Here is a 14,520-nt window from a genome sequence, read left to right on the forward strand (position 1 = left end):
ACCTCACGAAAGTTGTTGCGCAGGACGGCGATACGCCCAAATCATCATAATGATACCGGCCAGAATCATAGGTACAGATAGGATCTGCCCCATGCTGATCACGCCGTCGAACAAGCCGAGCTGAGCATCTGGCTGGCGGAAGCACTCCACGATGATGCGGAATGCACCATAACCAATCAGGAACAAGCCAGAAACGCTGCCCATCGGGCGCGGCTTGCGGATAAACAGGTTCAGGATGATAAACAGCACCACCCCTTCAAGGAGCATTTCGTACAGTTGCGACGGGTGACGCGGCAGGACGCCATATTGGTTGAATATCGCCTGCCATTTCGCCGGATCAGCGGCAACAATCGCAATGTCTTCACCTCGGGAAGTCGGGAATAGCATGGCCCACGGGGTATCGGTAGTGACACGGCCCCACAGCTCGCCGTTGATAAAGTTACCGAGACGACCCGCCCCTAAACCAAAGGGAATCAGTGGTGCCATAAAGTCGGCAACTTGGAAGAAATGGCGCTTGGTACGGCGGGCGAACCACAGCATTACGCAGATAACACCAATCAAACCGCCGTGGAATGACATGCCACCATCCCAGACTTTAAACAGGTAGAGCGGATTATCGAGGAACATCGGTAGGTTGTAGAACAGAACATAACCGACACGACCACCAACAAACACACCGAGGAAACCGGCGTAAAGGAGATTTTCGACCTCTTCTTTGGTCCAGCCGCTGCCTGGCTTGTTGGCCCGACGCACGGCCAGCCACATGGCGAAGACAAAGCCGACCAAATACATCAGACCATACCAATGAAGGGAAACCGGGCCAATCGAGAAAATGACCGGATCGAATTTAGGAAACGCCAGATAGCTATTGCTCATCTATCACCACGGAATGTCTATTGTTTTTGGGAAAACAGGTGTTCTCGCCCGGTTAGGGCCACAGGTTGCGCATAATAGCATAGGCCGAGGCTACTCAGGGGCGCAGCAGAAGGAAAAGTTCTGTAAACAACCATTATCCTGCAAGTGAAGATTGCTCGCCAAAAGCCTTTATGGGTATCCCCAAACTCATTGGCGTTGCGGCTATGCGGTAAAGGTGAGAATCCCGATGAGTTTCAAGGGGTAGCCGTTACTTACCGCCGCGAATCAATCCGCCCAATCCTCTGCGTTCCATAAATGCTGCCGTTAAATGACGCACATCCGTGGTCATTTGGGCAGTTAATACCCGCTCGGCTAACGCTTGTGCATCCGCCAAATCGATATTGCGCAGCAGATATTTTATTCGCGCCACACTACGGCCATTCATGCTGAGATTGCGATAGCCCAATCCAACCAGCAACAGCGCGCCCATAGGATCGCCGGCCATTTCACCACACAAGCTCACCTGCAAACCCGATTGTGTCGCTTGCGTCAAAATGTGGCTGAGCACTTGCAGCACCGCCGGATGTAGACTGTCGTACAGCGAGGCAACACGAGTATTGTTGCGATCCACCGCCAGTAAATATTGTGTCAGATCGTTGGTGCCAACCGAGATAAAATCAACCCGTGACTTCAGATAAGGCAGCATAAAGATCATGGCGGGCACTTCAATCATCACACCCAGTTTTGGCTGTGGTAGCTCATAGCCCAGCACTTCCTGAACTTCGCGCCCAGCGCGGTCAATCAGGCGTTTGGCTTCATCGACCTCCTCCAGACTGGTGATCATCGGTAATAAAATACCCAGATTCCCGGTGCCTGCATTGGCGCGAAGCATCGCTCTGACCTGGATCAAGAAGATCTCCGGCTGATCGAGGGTGACACGGATACCGCGCCAGCCCAGACAAGGGTTCTCTTCGCTGATGGGCATGTAGGGCAGCTGTTTATCTGCGCCAATGTCCAGAGTGCGCAAAGTGACAGATTTGTTGGGATAAAGCTGCAACATGCCTTGATATTGCGCGACTTGCTCCTCTTCTGAGGGGAAACCGCTCTGCAGCATGAAAGGAATTTCAGTACGGTAGAGGCCCACGCCATCGACCCGTCCACCCAGCAGTTTTTCATGTTCTGGGCTAAGACCGGCGTTCAGCATAACCTGAATTCGCTCACCACTTTTCAAGGCCGCAGGTTGCTCGACGTCATCCTCAGCCAGCTTGCTGAGTTCAATCTCTTCGGTAACCAACCGCTGATACTCTTTGACCAGTACCGGCTCAGGATCGACCAGCACCTCGCCACGGTAGCCATCAACAATCAATAGCCGCTGATTCAGCAGCGCTGGCTGGATATCCGCCCCCATCACGGTCGGGATACCCATGGCGCGCACCAAAATAGCGGCGTGGGAGTTAGCGGCACCGTCACGGACCACGACACCGACCAGACGATCCTGTGGCACCTCAGCCAATAACGTTGCGGTTAGCTCATCGGCCACCAGAATAAACCGTTCAGGCCATTGGCTGGCACCGGAAGTGCTATCGTCGAGGTGAAACAACAAGCGCAGACCTAATGCCCGCAGATCACTGGCACGCTCGCGCATGTAGGTATCTTGCAAGTTGGCAAATTGCGCAGCAAATTGTTCAACCACTTGCTTAACTGCCCATTCGGCCACAGAACCGGCGTCAATTTGTGCGAAAAGCTCACGCTTTAAGCGGGCATCATTGAGTAAATGGGAGTAGAGATCGAAAATTGCCGCGCTCTCTTTTTGTGAGCTGGCGGCGAAGCGCTTACTGAAGCGGCGGAATTCAGCCGCAGCCTCTTCCAGCGCTTGAGTCAGGCGTTCGCGCTCCTGAACAGTATCGAGCGTTGAGGCTTCATAAACCAAATCGAGGGAGGGCTGGGAGGTATCCTGCCACCCTTCCGCAACAGCCACGCCGGGTGCCGCAGCCAGAGCGCGAATTCGCGTTTGACGATATTGACCAAAAATGGCATTAAGCTGAGATTGAGAAAGAATGCCTGCCAGCTGTGTAGCCAGCGTGACCATGAACGACTCTTCACTCTCATCAAACTGACGATGCTCACGTTGCTGAACCACCAGCACGCCGAGTAGCTGGCGGCGATAGATAATCGGCACCCCGAGAAACGCGCGGAAGCGATCCTCTTTGACTTGCGGAACATATTTAAAACTGGGGTGACTCTGAGCATCAGCCAGGTTAATTGGCTCAGCCAAACGCCCCACCAGCCCGACGATACCTTCGTCAAAAGCCAGTGTAATGATGCGACCACGAGGCTTTTTCAAACCTCGTGTTGCCATCAGGTAGTAACAACGGCGGTCATTATCTGCCAGATAAATCGAGCAGACTTCCGTGTCCATCGCCAGACAGGTTTCATTGACCAGCAGCTCTAACGCATCCGTTAGGCTGGTTGCCATTGCCACTTTCTCAACTATTTCTCGCAAACGCATGAGCATGATCGGCTTAACTTAACCTCTTTTACGGCGATAAGCAGGCGGTACCCGTGGCGGAGCAACCTCCTGTACAGGCATGACGGTTGGAGCAAATTCTTTCATTACGCGACGATAAACATCACGTTTAAAAGAGACCACCTGACGCACCGGATACCAATAACTGACCCATCGCCAGCCATCAAACTCCGGGGTACTGCTGCGTTGCATGTTGATATCGGCTTCATTGCACATTAACTGTAGCAGAAACCATCGTTGCTTTTGGCCGATACACACCGGCTTTGTATCCCAACGCACCAAACGTTTCGGTAATTTATAACGTAACCAGTTACGGGTTGAAGCCAGAATTCGGACATCCTTTTTGTTCAGTCCTACCTCTTCAAAAAGTTCGCGATACATCGCCTGCTCTGGTGTTTCACCGGGGTTTATCCCCCCTTGAGGAAACTGCCAAGAGTGCTGGCCGTACCGCCTGGCCCACAACACTTCGCCTTGCCGATTACAAATTACGATACCCACGTTCGGGCGGTAGCCATCATCGTCGATCACCGGACTACCTCGATAAGCTTAAAAACGCAAAGATGCCCTGATTGTTTCACACTAGCAACAGGCGGTAAACCACTGCTTATCAGACAGTAAAACCTGATAACTCTGGGATAACTCACAGATATTAGCAAAGTTATGAACACCCTGAGGGACCAGCATACTATTTTATTCACTTTTTCTGTGGATATAGGTGTGCAGAACTCTAGGGTAAAGCGGGTACAACTCATTTTAAGCTAATAATACGATAAAAATATCTAAAAAAATAATTGATTAATTTCAATGAAATAACAGGTTTCCCACAGGCATTCACTACACCAAAATGTGATCTATATCCGTTTTGGATCTAGTGCTGGCTAAAGATCCATCAATGCAGTTTTTATCCACAGATAATGAGGCGAAGTTATGCAAAAAATAGCAAAACTCGCAAAAAAAGCGATCGTCAAGGCTGTAAATTGAACCAGTGATCGTGATTTACTGAGGTTATCCAAGAAATCTGTGGATAAATAGGTGTAAGATCCTGTTCATTATTACTGTCAGCAGGTGCACAAGATAGCCAGAATAAAAGCATTTCCTTGGTGGGGGGAAAGAAAACTTCCGTTAAATCATGCTATTATTCATTTCTGCCAAGCTGAATAACAACGCAGATACCGTCATTTTTAATTCAGTTTGTTTTTTAACCGACTTTAGCAGGTTTCCATCAATGTCTGTTTATTCACTGCCACCCGCCCCCCCGACTGATGAACATCAACTTTTTCAACGCGCTCAAGCTTTGTCAGGTTTTACCTTGGGTGAATTAGCAGCGCGTGCGCAATGGGTCATCCCGGCAGACCTAAAACGTGTCAAAGGTTGGGTTGGTATGTTGCTGGAGTTCTATCTGGGGGCCAGCGCGGGCAGTAAACCTGAACAGGATTTTGCGGATATTGGCATTGAGCTGAAAACCATTCCGATCAGCGGCCAAGGCAAACCGCTGGAGACCACTTTCGTCTGCGTCGCACCACTGACCGGTAATAGCGGCATCACTTGGGAAAATAGCCATGTGCGACATAAGCTGGCCAGAGTCTTGTGGGTACCCGTTGAAGGAGAGCGGCAAATTCCGTTAGCAGAACGCAGGGTTGGCGCGCCTTTGTTGTGGAGTCCGAATACGCAAGAAGAGGAGCTGCTGCGCCGCGATTGGGAAGAGTTAATGGATCTTATCGTTTTAGGTAAAGTCGAAACCATCACCGCCCGTCATGGCGAGGTATTGCAGTTGCGTCCGAAGGCCGCCAATAGCCGCGCCTTGACCGAAGCTATCGGCGAGCAGGGGCAGCCTATCATGACCTTACCCCGTGGATTTTATCTGAAAAAAACCTTTACCGGCCCTATGCTGGCCCGCCACTTTCTGTTGTAAGCATCACCGAGATTGATGCGGCTTACCACTAAGTCGCCACGCCAATCACGTCAGATATATTCCGATTCATAAATAAAAGCGTATAATTGTATTTTTGTGTTTCCGTAAGGTGTAATGGCGCAATGTTTGAATGGATTGCCGATCCAAATGCCTGGTTGGCGCTGGGCACGTTAACTATCCTCGAGATCGTTCTCGGGATAGACAATATTATTTTCCTCTCTTTGGTGGTCGCAAAATTACCTAAAGCGCAGCAGAACAAAGCCCGCCGTATAGGCTTGGCTGGGGCAATGTTAATGCGCTTGGCATTACTGGCGTCTATAGCTTGGGTGATTCGCCTGACTGAGCCGCTGTTTACCATCGCAGGCCATGGCGTCTCCATGCGGGATTTGATCCTGCTGTTAGGTGGGTTATTCCTGATCTGGAAAGCCAGTAAAGAAATTCATGAAACGATCGAAGGCAGCGATACTGAGCACAGTAGCAACGTTAGTTCCTTCTTCGGCGCTATCGTGCAAATCATGCTGCTGGATATCATCTTTAGCCTGGATTCGGTCATCACGGCGGTTGGGCTGTCGGACCATCTGTTCATTATGATGGCTGCAGTGGTTATTTCTGTGGGCGTGATGATGTTTGCGGCTAGACCGATTGGTGAATTTGTTAACCGCCATCCATCAGTCAAAATGTTGGCGCTCTCTTTCCTGATTCTGGTCGGCTTCACGCTGATGCTGGAAAGTTTCCAGATCCACATTCCAAAAGGCTACATTTACTTCGCAATGTTCTTCTCGATGGGGGTTGAAACCCTCAATCTGATGCGCGGGAAGAAAAATAAGTCTACTGACAAAAAAGCATAATCACCTCCGGGTGCGGTTCAACGCACCCGTTTCCCACTTTTTTCTGCACTTTCGTCTTACACGCTTCCCCCTACTGCCGCGCTTGGTTATAGTCGAATAAGGCGGGTTTGACTTATACCCAAAATCATTGGCGAGACAGCAACGCCAAGTACACAGGGTATGGCCTGACAATTTCAGACATTAAGGAAGGTCGGCAATGCAATATCATCGTATCCCCCACAGTTCATTAGAGGTCAGCCTGCTGGGTTTGGGCACCATGACTTTTGGTGAGCAAAACAGTGAAGCCGATGCCCATGCTCAACTGGATTATGCCGTTGCAGCTGGTATTAACTTAATCGATACTGCGGAAATGTATCCGGTGCCCCCAAGGCCAGAAACCCAAGGGTTGACTGAGCAATACATCGGTAATTGGATAAAAGCACGCGGTAGCCGAGATAAAATCATCTTAGCCAGCAAAGTCTCCGGGCCATCTCGCGGGAGTGATCAGCCGATCCGTCCGAATATGGCACTGGACCGGAAAAATATTCGCATTGCGCTGGAAGATAGCCTCAGGCGGCTTAATACCGATTATCTCGATATTTATCAATTGCATTGGCCACAGCGGGATACTAACTGTTTCGGCAAGCTTAATTATCGCTACAGCGAACAAACCGCCGTTGTGACCTTGCTCGAGACACTGGAAGCGCTAAATGAACAAGTGCGGGCTGGCAAAATCCGTTATATCGGTGTCTCGAATGAAACGCCGTGGGGCGTAATGCGTTATTTGCAGTTGGCGGAGAAGCATGACCTCCCTCGCATTGTGTCGATTCAGAACCCCTACAGCCTGCTTAACCGCAGCTTTGAAGTGGGTTTGGCGGAGATTAGCCAGCACGAAGGGGTTGAACTACTGGCTTATTCCAGCCTCGCGTTCGGCACCCTGAGCGGCAAATACCTTAATGGCGCAAAACCCGCAGGCGCACGTAATACCTTGTTCAGTCGTTTCACACGTTATACCGGTACCCAACCTCAGTTGGCGGTAGCGGAATATGTCGCACTAGCAAAACGTCACGGCCTTGATCCAGCGCAGATGGCGCTAGCCTTCGTGCGGCAGCAACCCTTCGTAGCCAGTACATTATTAGGCGCGACCACGCTGGAACAGCTGAAAAGTAATATTGATAGCCAGAATGTAGTGTTGAGTCAGGAAGTGTTAGACGCATTGGAAGAGATCCACACTCGCTTCACCTTCCCTGCACCTTAAGTCTCTCCGCGAGAGAATAGCAAAAAGGTCGCTAAGACGCTGAGGAATCAGCAGAAAAAGGGCTGACATAGAGAAAATACGATCGACTGATTGTGCCGCCAACTCAGGGAGATCAACTCTATGCCTGCCCGTCATGTATGCCTAACCTCTTCCAAAGCGCCTTAGCCCCCTTTCACAAATACCGGCAAAATACCCTACACATCAACTTCTCTGGTCAATGACATTATCAGCCAGTGATATAGGCCGACGTTTCCAAGAAAGTGATACCTGAACTATACTTTTTGGGGTCGGTGATAGAACTGATATCAACCTATCCACAACCCTATTTCATGTTCTTTACTGATAATACAGGGCATAAAATGACAAAAAAACCGAATATCCTATTGGTACACGGCGCATGGGGCGACGGTTCTCACTGGCGTCATGTTATTCCTACGCTACATAACAAGGGTTATGCCGTATACGCGGTACAAAACCCATTGACCTCATTGGCAGATGACGTGGAGCGAACGAGAAAGCTGGCAGCATCTTTGGAAGGCCCCACCATTCTGGTAGGCCATTCTTATGGTGGTATGGTGATTTCGCAACTTGGCGACCTGGCTCATGTTGTTGGGCTGGTCTATGTTGCCGCCTTTGCGCCAGAGAAAGGCGAAAGTCTTGGCTCTATTTTCCAACTGCGCAACCTCCCTTCTGGTGCTGCCAATCTGGTTCCGGATCAGGACGGTTTCCTTTGGATTAAGCGGGACAAATTCCACGAAAGTTTCTGTCAAGACTTAGACAAAACCGAAGCCATCGTTATGGCCGTCGCGCAGAAACCAACCTCGGGCCATTGTTTTGAAGATGCCTCGGCAGAGCCAGCGTGGAAAACCAAACCCAGTTGGTACCAGATTTCCAATCAGGACAATATGATACCGCCAGAAACTCAGCAGTGGTTTACCGAACGCATGAAACCGAAGAAAACCATTCGTCTGGACTCCAGCCACGCGTCTCTGGCTTCCCATCCCAATGAAATCATCGCGTTGATTGAAGAGGCGGCCAAAGGCCATTAACCCGTGCTTATCCCGGAGGCAGATAATCTCTGTCTCCGGGTATTTCTGGTGCGCAAATGCGGCCTTTCGTTAGGTTATCGAGTCACTCCACCGCTTTCCTGCGCAGTTGCCGCCACTGCCAGCCCCAGAGTAGCGCGATAGCCAGTGCAAAGATCACGCCGAACCCCACGCCGACCGCCACCACTGGCACACCCAGTTTGACCACCACGGAGAACAAGCCCAGCATCAGCAGCATGGCGGTGTTTTCACCCAGATTCTGCACGGCGATGGCATTACCCGCACCGACACTCTGTTTACCGCGTTCCTGTAGCAGCGCATTGAGTGGCACCACAAAGAATCCGCCCAAAATCCCGATGATAATCAACAGTAAATAGGCCATAGGCATACTGTGTTGTAGGGCAAAAATGGCAACAACAACGCCAATCAACACCCCTGCGGGTAGGCAGCGCTTCACAGTTTTAAGGGTGACAAAGCGCGCTGCAGCCCCAGCCCCGACCACAATTCCTATCGCCACCATGGCATTGAGCAAGGTCGGCGTGGTGTTATCGGTAATCCCTAACGCGATAGGCACCCAGAGCACCAACAGGAAGCGTAACGTGACCCCAGCCCCCCAAAACAGGCTGGTTCCCGCCAGTGAGAAGCGAGTTTCACCGTCACGCCATAGCAGCCGACACGCGGTAAAAAAGCTGCTCGTCATGGCCCGAGGCCGCCATGAACTGCCTGCTCGAGCGGCCGCTAAGCGTGGAATAAATAAATTGGCGACTACCGCGATGGCGTACACCAGCGCACAGACCCCTAAGGCCGCGACCAAATTCCAGTCTGCCAGCACACCCCCAGCCACTGATCCCAATAAAATCGCGGCGATAGTTGAGGCTTCCATCATGCCATTGGCTTTCACCAACTGCTCGCCGGAGGTGATCTCACCCAAGATGCCATATTTAGCCGGTGAATAAGCCGCAGCGCCCACACCCACCAGGCTATAGCCCAAGAACGGATTGAAACCAAAACAGATCACCAGTGCACCAGCCAACTTCAAACCATTCGCTACCATCATCACCCGCCCTTTCGCGAAGCTGTCAGCAAATTGCCCGACAAAAGGTGCCAAAATGATATAGGTCGCGACGAAGGCCATTTGCAGAATGGGTTGGCTCCAGTCGGGATATAGCTGCTGCTTAATCAGTGCCAGAGTGGCAAAAAGCAGCGCATTGTCGCCAAACGCCGAGAAAAATTGCGCGCTGAGCACCGCGATCATCCCTCGGGATAACAAAGGCTTATCTACTATCGCTTGCTGACTCATAGGCTCATCTCCGGGTCTTCCGCCATTTTGCTTAACGTCACAAAGTCAGGTTTACCACTGCCGAGTAACGGCAAGGCTTTCACCACCCGAATATCACGTGGGACGGCCAGTTCTGGCACGCCACTTTCGCGCGCGGCTTTGATTAACTGTTCACGGGTAATCTCACTGTCGGTAGTGAACAGCACCAAGGCTTCACCTTTGGCACTGTCGGTTTTAGCCGCTGCCGCATGTTGCCCTTCAGGTGAGATTCGCAGCGCCAGTTGCTCGACGCTCTCCAGTGACACCATTTCGCCCGCCAATTTGGCAAAACGCTTCATTCGGCCACGAATCGCGCAGAACCCCTGCTCATCGATAGCAACAATGTCACCGGTGTCATACCAACCGGCCTCCTGTTCGCCCTGCGCATTTTCAGCGGATGGCTGCTCCAGTACGCCAGGATTTTCGACCCGCAGGTAGCCGCGCATGATATTGGGGCCGCGTAGTTGCAAACGACCGCCCTGCTCGATGCCCGGTACTTTAATCAATCGCGATTCCATCCCCGGTAGAATGCGGCCTACTGTGTTCACTTTCGCCGCCATAGGCACATTGATCGCCACCACGGGCGCGCATTCAGTGACGCCGTAGCCTTCCAGAATGCGAATGCCGAATTTGTCCTGCCAAATCTGTTTAGTGCTATCGGCTAACTTTTCAGCCCCCGCCACCACGTAGCGCAAACGAGCAAAATCATAGGGATGGGCAAAGCGGGCGTAATTACCCAGGAAGGTTGAGGTGCCAAACAGCACGGTGCAGTTGCGGTCATACACCAACTCAGGGACCACACGATAGTGTAGCGGGCTAGGGTAAAGAAATACGCGGCTACCGGTCATCAGTGGGGTGAATAACCCCACGGTCAGGCCAAACGCATGGAACAGCGGCAGTGACGACATGAAGCGATCACGAGGCGTAAAATCAGCAATGGTGCGAATTTGCTCGACATTCGCCAATAAGCTGGCGTGTGAATGCACCACCCCTTTCGGATTGCCTTCAGAACCGGAGGTAAACAAAATCAGGGCATTGTCGTCCGCCTGCTGGGGCAGCATCGCCCGACGTGGGCAGCATAAGTGGAATAAAATCCATAACTTATCCGCGAGCGTCACGGTGTCTTTTAGATCTTCCAGATAGACCCAGTTGGCCTCAGTCACCTGTTCCGGCAGATGTGTCAGCTTGCCTTTCTCCAAAAACTGGCGCGAGGTGACGATAGTTTTCAATGAGGCCGCAGTAATCGCACTCTTCAGCCCCTTGGCACCCGAGGTGTAATTCAGCAGCGCCGGAATGCGCCCGCGCACTGAGGCCCCAAAAATCGCCGCCGCCGTGATAGTCGCATTTGGCAGCAGCATACCCACGTGCTCGCCCGGCGCGGTAAAACGTTGCAGGATGCGGCTGACGCCAAGGATTTTCTTCAGTAGCGTCTGGTAGCTATCCTCTTTAAAGGAGATATCTTCGATGCAGGGCTTAAAGCGCCCATAGCGAGTTTGAGCCGCCAGTAGCGCTTCAAATAAAGTTTCTCGCGGCACGATAGCCATGCGGGCCGCCATCATAATGGCATGTAAGCACTCGCCTGCCAGCACCCGGCGTTCACGGGCGCGTGGCGCTTGCGGCATCGGTAGATGGGTTGCCGGTAACACATAGATGCTGATTTTCGGGAACCAGCGGACTTTGAGTACCTCCGCCAATCGGCCAAAGCGGCTAAATTCGGGGCCTTCCAACCTAATAGGCACCACCGCCGCACCAGATTTAGCGGCAACAAAGGCGGCACCATCGTAGATTTTCATTAATGAGCCAGTCACGGTAATACGCCCTTCAGGGAATATCACCACCGGCCTGCCCTGCTCGACCATTCTGACCAAGTGTTTGATGGCCATCGGTTTAGTAGGATCGAGGGCGACAAAATCTACGTAAGGTTTTAGCCAGCGCATAAACCAACTTTCGGTGACGCTGGAATAGACCGCAAAAACCGGTTTGATCGGCAGAAATAGCGCTAACAAGATGCCATCAAGGAAAGAGACATGATTGGGTGTAATGATCAGTTTCTGATGCGTAAACTGGTCAGTTACCCCCTCAATGGTGACACGAAATAACCCACGAAAAAGCGCGCGCAGTAAGCGATAACCCATCTCTGTCTCTCTATAAGCCAATAAATATGATGAGGAGAGAATACTATAATAGTGGGGAATTTATCTGTAAGGAGAAACTGAAAGTGGCGGGAGGGAACAAATAAAAAAAAACCTACGCATCTGCGTAGGTCGGTGCAAATCAAAAACTGGCTTTTAACACACAGCGTATGTTGATTACTCACCAATTAATACCTCTGGGACAATCAGGATATCCGTTTATGTGGTGCCACAGCCAGCTAGCAATCGAAACATTTGCGTGCAAAGTGTAACCAGTGGTGAACATTGTCAAAAAGGCGAAAAGGTTTGTAATTCATTGCAGTAGATGGCCATTAATAGAGTGCGACCTCAACTAAACAGCTCATCGCATTCGGCCCTTGGGTCAATCGAGAAGTGCCGATATCCAACGTCAGGACATTGGGATTGCCGGATTGCTCAACTTTGTGCTGCTTGCCACCAAAACCGGGATCAAACCAGGCACCGGTTGCCATCAGCACCACGCCACGGGTCACGCCGTCAGTAATACGCACCCCCGCCAGACAGTTGCCACGTAAATTGCTGACTTGCACCTGGCTGCCCTCGGTAATCTCGCGGCTGGCCGCATCTTGCGGATGCATATAGAGCGTTTCACGTCCTGCGGTTTTATTCCCTTGTGCCAATGGCGCGGGATCGAGCTGACTGTGCAGGCGATCGGCGGGTTGGATGGAGATCAAATGCAGCGGCCACTGCTCAGCTTCGGGCGCCCCCAGCCACTCCACCGGCGGTTTCCACTCGGCGTGTGGCGCAAAATCGGCATATTGATAGCTGGCGATTTTTTCACTGAACAGCTCAATCTTGCCACTGGGCGTCTGTAGCGGATGCGCCTGCGGATCGTTGCGGAAGTGATCAAAGAACACAAACTCTTGCTGCGGTGCCGGAAGATCAACATGGCCCCGTTGCCAGAATGTCTCAAAATCAGGCCACTCCACCCCATGCGGCTGTTGGGCAACACCACACTCTTGGTAGATATGCCGGATCCATGCCATCTCATCGCGCCCCTCGGTAAAGCTATCGCGATAACCCAGTCGCTCAGCCAGATCGGCAAAGATATCAAAGTCGTTGCGGGCCTGATGTTGTGGCGCAATCGCTTGATGCATCGCCAGCACATAGCGATCCCGCGACGATCCGCCAATATCATTGCGCTCCAATGAACTGGTCACTGGCAGCACGATATCCGCCATTTTAGCCGCTGGTGTCCACCAGATATCCTGCACAATCACCGTGTCCGGCTTTTGCCACCCCTCCACCAGCCGATTCAACTGTTGATGATGGTGGAACGGATTGCCACCCGCCCAATGCACCAAGTGAATATCGGGATACGTGTGAGTTTCGCCCTGAAATTGATATGGCTGCCCCGGTTGCAGCAGCATGTCACAAATCCGCGCCACCGGAATCGCCAGCCCAGCAGGATTTTTGCCCACAGGCATCGTCGGCCCTGGGGTGTCTATACGCGGGTTACCCACCCCATTCATCGAACCGTGACCAAATGAGAAACCACCACCCGGCAGCCCCACTTGCCCCAACATGGCCGAGAGAGCAATCACCATCCAGTAAGGTTGTTCGCCGCGATGGGCGCGTTGTACTGAATAGGAGCAGGTCATAAAGCTGCGCACGCCAATAAGTTGCTGGGCTAATTGGCTAATTCTTACCGCCGGAATGCCGGTAATCTCACTGGCCCAATTGGGCGTTTTCGCCACGCCGTCACTCACACCACGGATGTAATCGGCTAATTGCTCATAGCCCACACAGTGGCTGGCGAGGAAAGATTCATCCTGCCCATCAAAGCGTTGGATTTCATAAGCCAACGCCAACATCAGCGCCACATCGGTATTCGGGCGGATCGGTATCCACTCCGCATTCACAAAAGCGGGGCAGTCGTCACGCATTGGGGAGATGTTGATCACCGGCGTGCCTTTTTGCGCCAGCTTCTCTAACCAGGGTTTCAGCGAGTGTTCCGCCGAACCACCGGAAGAGACTTGAGCATTTTTCAATGCCAGCCCACCAAAGGCGATAAACAGTTCGCAATGCTCAACCACACTCGGCCATGAGGTGACTCGGCCAGTCAACGGACTAAAAGTCCCGATCACATAGGGCAGAAAGAACTGGGCCGATCCCCAGCTGTAATTGCCCAATTGGTCGACACCCCCACCGCCACCGAAATAGAAGCGCCGAACTAATGAGCGCGCGTGATGTAAACGTCCCGCAGAAGACCAACCGTATGAGCCGGTAAATAGCCCTGACGGGCCATAACGATCCCGGACCCGCCGATTCTCTGCGGCCACTAAATCCAGCGCGACATCCCAATCCACCTCGACAAAATCTTCCCGTCCACGCAGGGTGCGATCACTTTTCTCCCGTTGCTGTAGCCATGAGCGCCGTATTGCTGGTTTACGAATACGTTTGTCGGAATAAACCATCGGCGTGATGGATTCCAGCAGCGGCGAAGGGTTGGAATCATCGGCAAAGGGTTCACAGCGGATCAATTTGCCATCTTCAACGACAGCAGTATAAGCGCCCCAGTGGGCAAGCTGGGGGTAACGGATGATGGACATGGGTATCTCAGACGATTAATTAGACCATAAACGTAACATTCATCAGGCCATAAA

General features: G+C 52.0%; 10 protein-coding genes. 4 read left to right on the forward strand and 6 right to left on the reverse strand.

The annotated features are described in order from the left end of the window. Positions 1 to 3: 3 nt before the first annotated feature. The 3 genes from lgt to rppH form a co-directional block, all read right to left on the reverse strand. The gene (lgt, locus tag ACZ76_RS19005) at positions 4 to 876 is read right to left on the reverse strand and encodes a prolipoprotein diacylglyceryl transferase (RefSeq protein WP_048617298.1); all 873 of its coding nucleotides are present in this window, start codon (positions 874 to 876) and stop codon (positions 4 to 6) included. Between the two features lie 247 nt (positions 877 to 1,123). Next, positions 1,124 to 3,370: a phosphoenolpyruvate--protein phosphotransferase gene (gene ptsP / locus ACZ76_RS04830; RefSeq protein ID WP_048617300.1), complete on the reverse strand. Its 2,247-nt coding sequence runs from the start codon at positions 3,368 to 3,370 to the stop codon at positions 1,124 to 1,126. A gap of 12 nt (positions 3,371 to 3,382) precedes the next feature. After that, positions 3,383 to 3,910, reverse strand: coding sequence for an RNA pyrophosphohydrolase (gene rppH, locus ACZ76_RS04835; RefSeq protein ID WP_019211575.1), 528 nt, complete (start codon positions 3,908 to 3,910; stop codon positions 3,383 to 3,385). A gap of 697 nt (positions 3,911 to 4,607) precedes the next feature. Here rppH and mutH point away from each other — a divergent pair. The 4 genes from mutH (at position 4,608) to ACZ76_RS04855 (ending at position 8,428) form a co-directional block, all read left to right on the forward strand. Next, on the forward strand, positions 4,608 to 5,294 hold the full coding sequence (gene mutH, locus ACZ76_RS04840) for a DNA mismatch repair endonuclease MutH (protein WP_048620188.1): 687 nt from the start codon (positions 4,608 to 4,610) through the stop codon (positions 5,292 to 5,294). Positions 5,295 to 5,416: 122 nt separating this feature from the next. Continuing rightward, positions 5,417 to 6,142 carry a TerC family protein gene (locus tag ACZ76_RS04845; protein WP_048617303.1) on the forward strand — a complete coding sequence of 242 codons (726 nt, stop codon included), beginning with the start codon at positions 5,417 to 5,419 and terminating at the stop codon, positions 6,140 to 6,142. Positions 6,143 to 6,338: 196 nt separating this feature from the next. Continuing rightward, positions 6,339 to 7,379: an NADP(H)-dependent aldo-keto reductase gene (locus tag ACZ76_RS04850; RefSeq protein ID WP_048617305.1), complete on the forward strand. Its 1,041-nt coding sequence runs from the start codon at positions 6,339 to 6,341 to the stop codon at positions 7,377 to 7,379. 359 nt (positions 7,380 to 7,738) lie between these two features. Next, positions 7,739 to 8,428: an alpha/beta hydrolase gene (locus tag ACZ76_RS04855; protein ID WP_048620189.1), complete on the forward strand. Its 690-nt coding sequence runs from the start codon at positions 7,739 to 7,741 to the stop codon at positions 8,426 to 8,428. Between the two features lie 82 nt (positions 8,429 to 8,510). Here the strand turns inward: ACZ76_RS04855 and lplT are convergent, their stop codons facing one another. The 3 genes from lplT to ACZ76_RS04870 all read right to left on the reverse strand — a co-directional run bounded on the left by lplT (position 8,511) and on the right by ACZ76_RS04870 (position 14,466). After that, on the reverse strand, positions 8,511 to 9,725 hold the full coding sequence (gene lplT / locus ACZ76_RS04860; RefSeq protein ID WP_048617307.1) for a lysophospholipid transporter LplT: 1,215 nt from the start codon (positions 9,723 to 9,725) through the stop codon (positions 8,511 to 8,513). Beyond that, positions 9,722 to 11,878 carry a bifunctional acyl-ACP--phospholipid O-acyltransferase/long-chain-fatty-acid--ACP ligase gene (gene aas, locus ACZ76_RS04865; RefSeq protein WP_048617309.1) on the reverse strand — a complete coding sequence of 719 codons (2,157 nt, stop codon included), beginning with the start codon at positions 11,876 to 11,878 and terminating at the stop codon, positions 9,722 to 9,724. The genes lplT and aas overlap by 4 nt, the downstream gene beginning before the upstream one ends. A 329-nt stretch (positions 11,879 to 12,207) precedes the next feature. Then, positions 12,208 to 14,466: a molybdopterin guanine dinucleotide-containing S/N-oxide reductase gene (locus ACZ76_RS04870; RefSeq protein WP_048617311.1), complete on the reverse strand. Its 2,259-nt coding sequence runs from the start codon at positions 14,464 to 14,466 to the stop codon at positions 12,208 to 12,210. Positions 14,467 to 14,520 lie beyond the last annotated feature (54 nt).

It is taken from the genome of Yersinia aleksiciae (assembly GCF_001047675.1).
GTDB classification, from domain to species: Bacteria; Pseudomonadota; Gammaproteobacteria; order Enterobacterales; family Enterobacteriaceae; genus Yersinia; species Yersinia aleksiciae.

Coding starts and splice junctions, on each gene's coding strand:
- ACZ76_RS04855 (WP_048620189.1), top strand. CDS start 7,739: ATGACAAAAAAACCGAATATCCTATTGGTACACGGCGCATGGGGCGAC.
- ptsP (WP_048617300.1), bottom strand. CDS start 3,370: ATGCTCATGCGTTTGCGAGAAATAGTTGAGAAAGTGGCAATGGCAACC.
- lplT (WP_048617307.1), bottom strand. CDS start 9,725: ATGAGTCAGCAAGCGATAGTAGATAAGCCTTTGTTATCCCGAGGGATG.
- lgt (WP_048617298.1), bottom strand. CDS start 876: ATGAGCAATAGCTATCTGGCGTTTCCTAAATTCGATCCGGTCATTTTC.
- ACZ76_RS04850 (WP_048617305.1), top strand. CDS start 6,339: ATGCAATATCATCGTATCCCCCACAGTTCATTAGAGGTCAGCCTGCTG.
- ACZ76_RS04870 (WP_048617311.1), bottom strand. CDS start 14,466: ATGTCCATCATCCGTTACCCCCAGCTTGCCCACTGGGGCGCTTATACT.
- mutH (WP_048620188.1), top strand. CDS start 4,608: ATGTCTGTTTATTCACTGCCACCCGCCCCCCCGACTGATGAACATCAA.
- ACZ76_RS04845 (WP_048617303.1), top strand. CDS start 5,417: ATGTTTGAATGGATTGCCGATCCAAATGCCTGGTTGGCGCTGGGCACG.
- aas (WP_048617309.1), bottom strand. CDS start 11,878: ATGGGTTATCGCTTACTGCGCGCGCTTTTTCGTGGGTTATTTCGTGTC.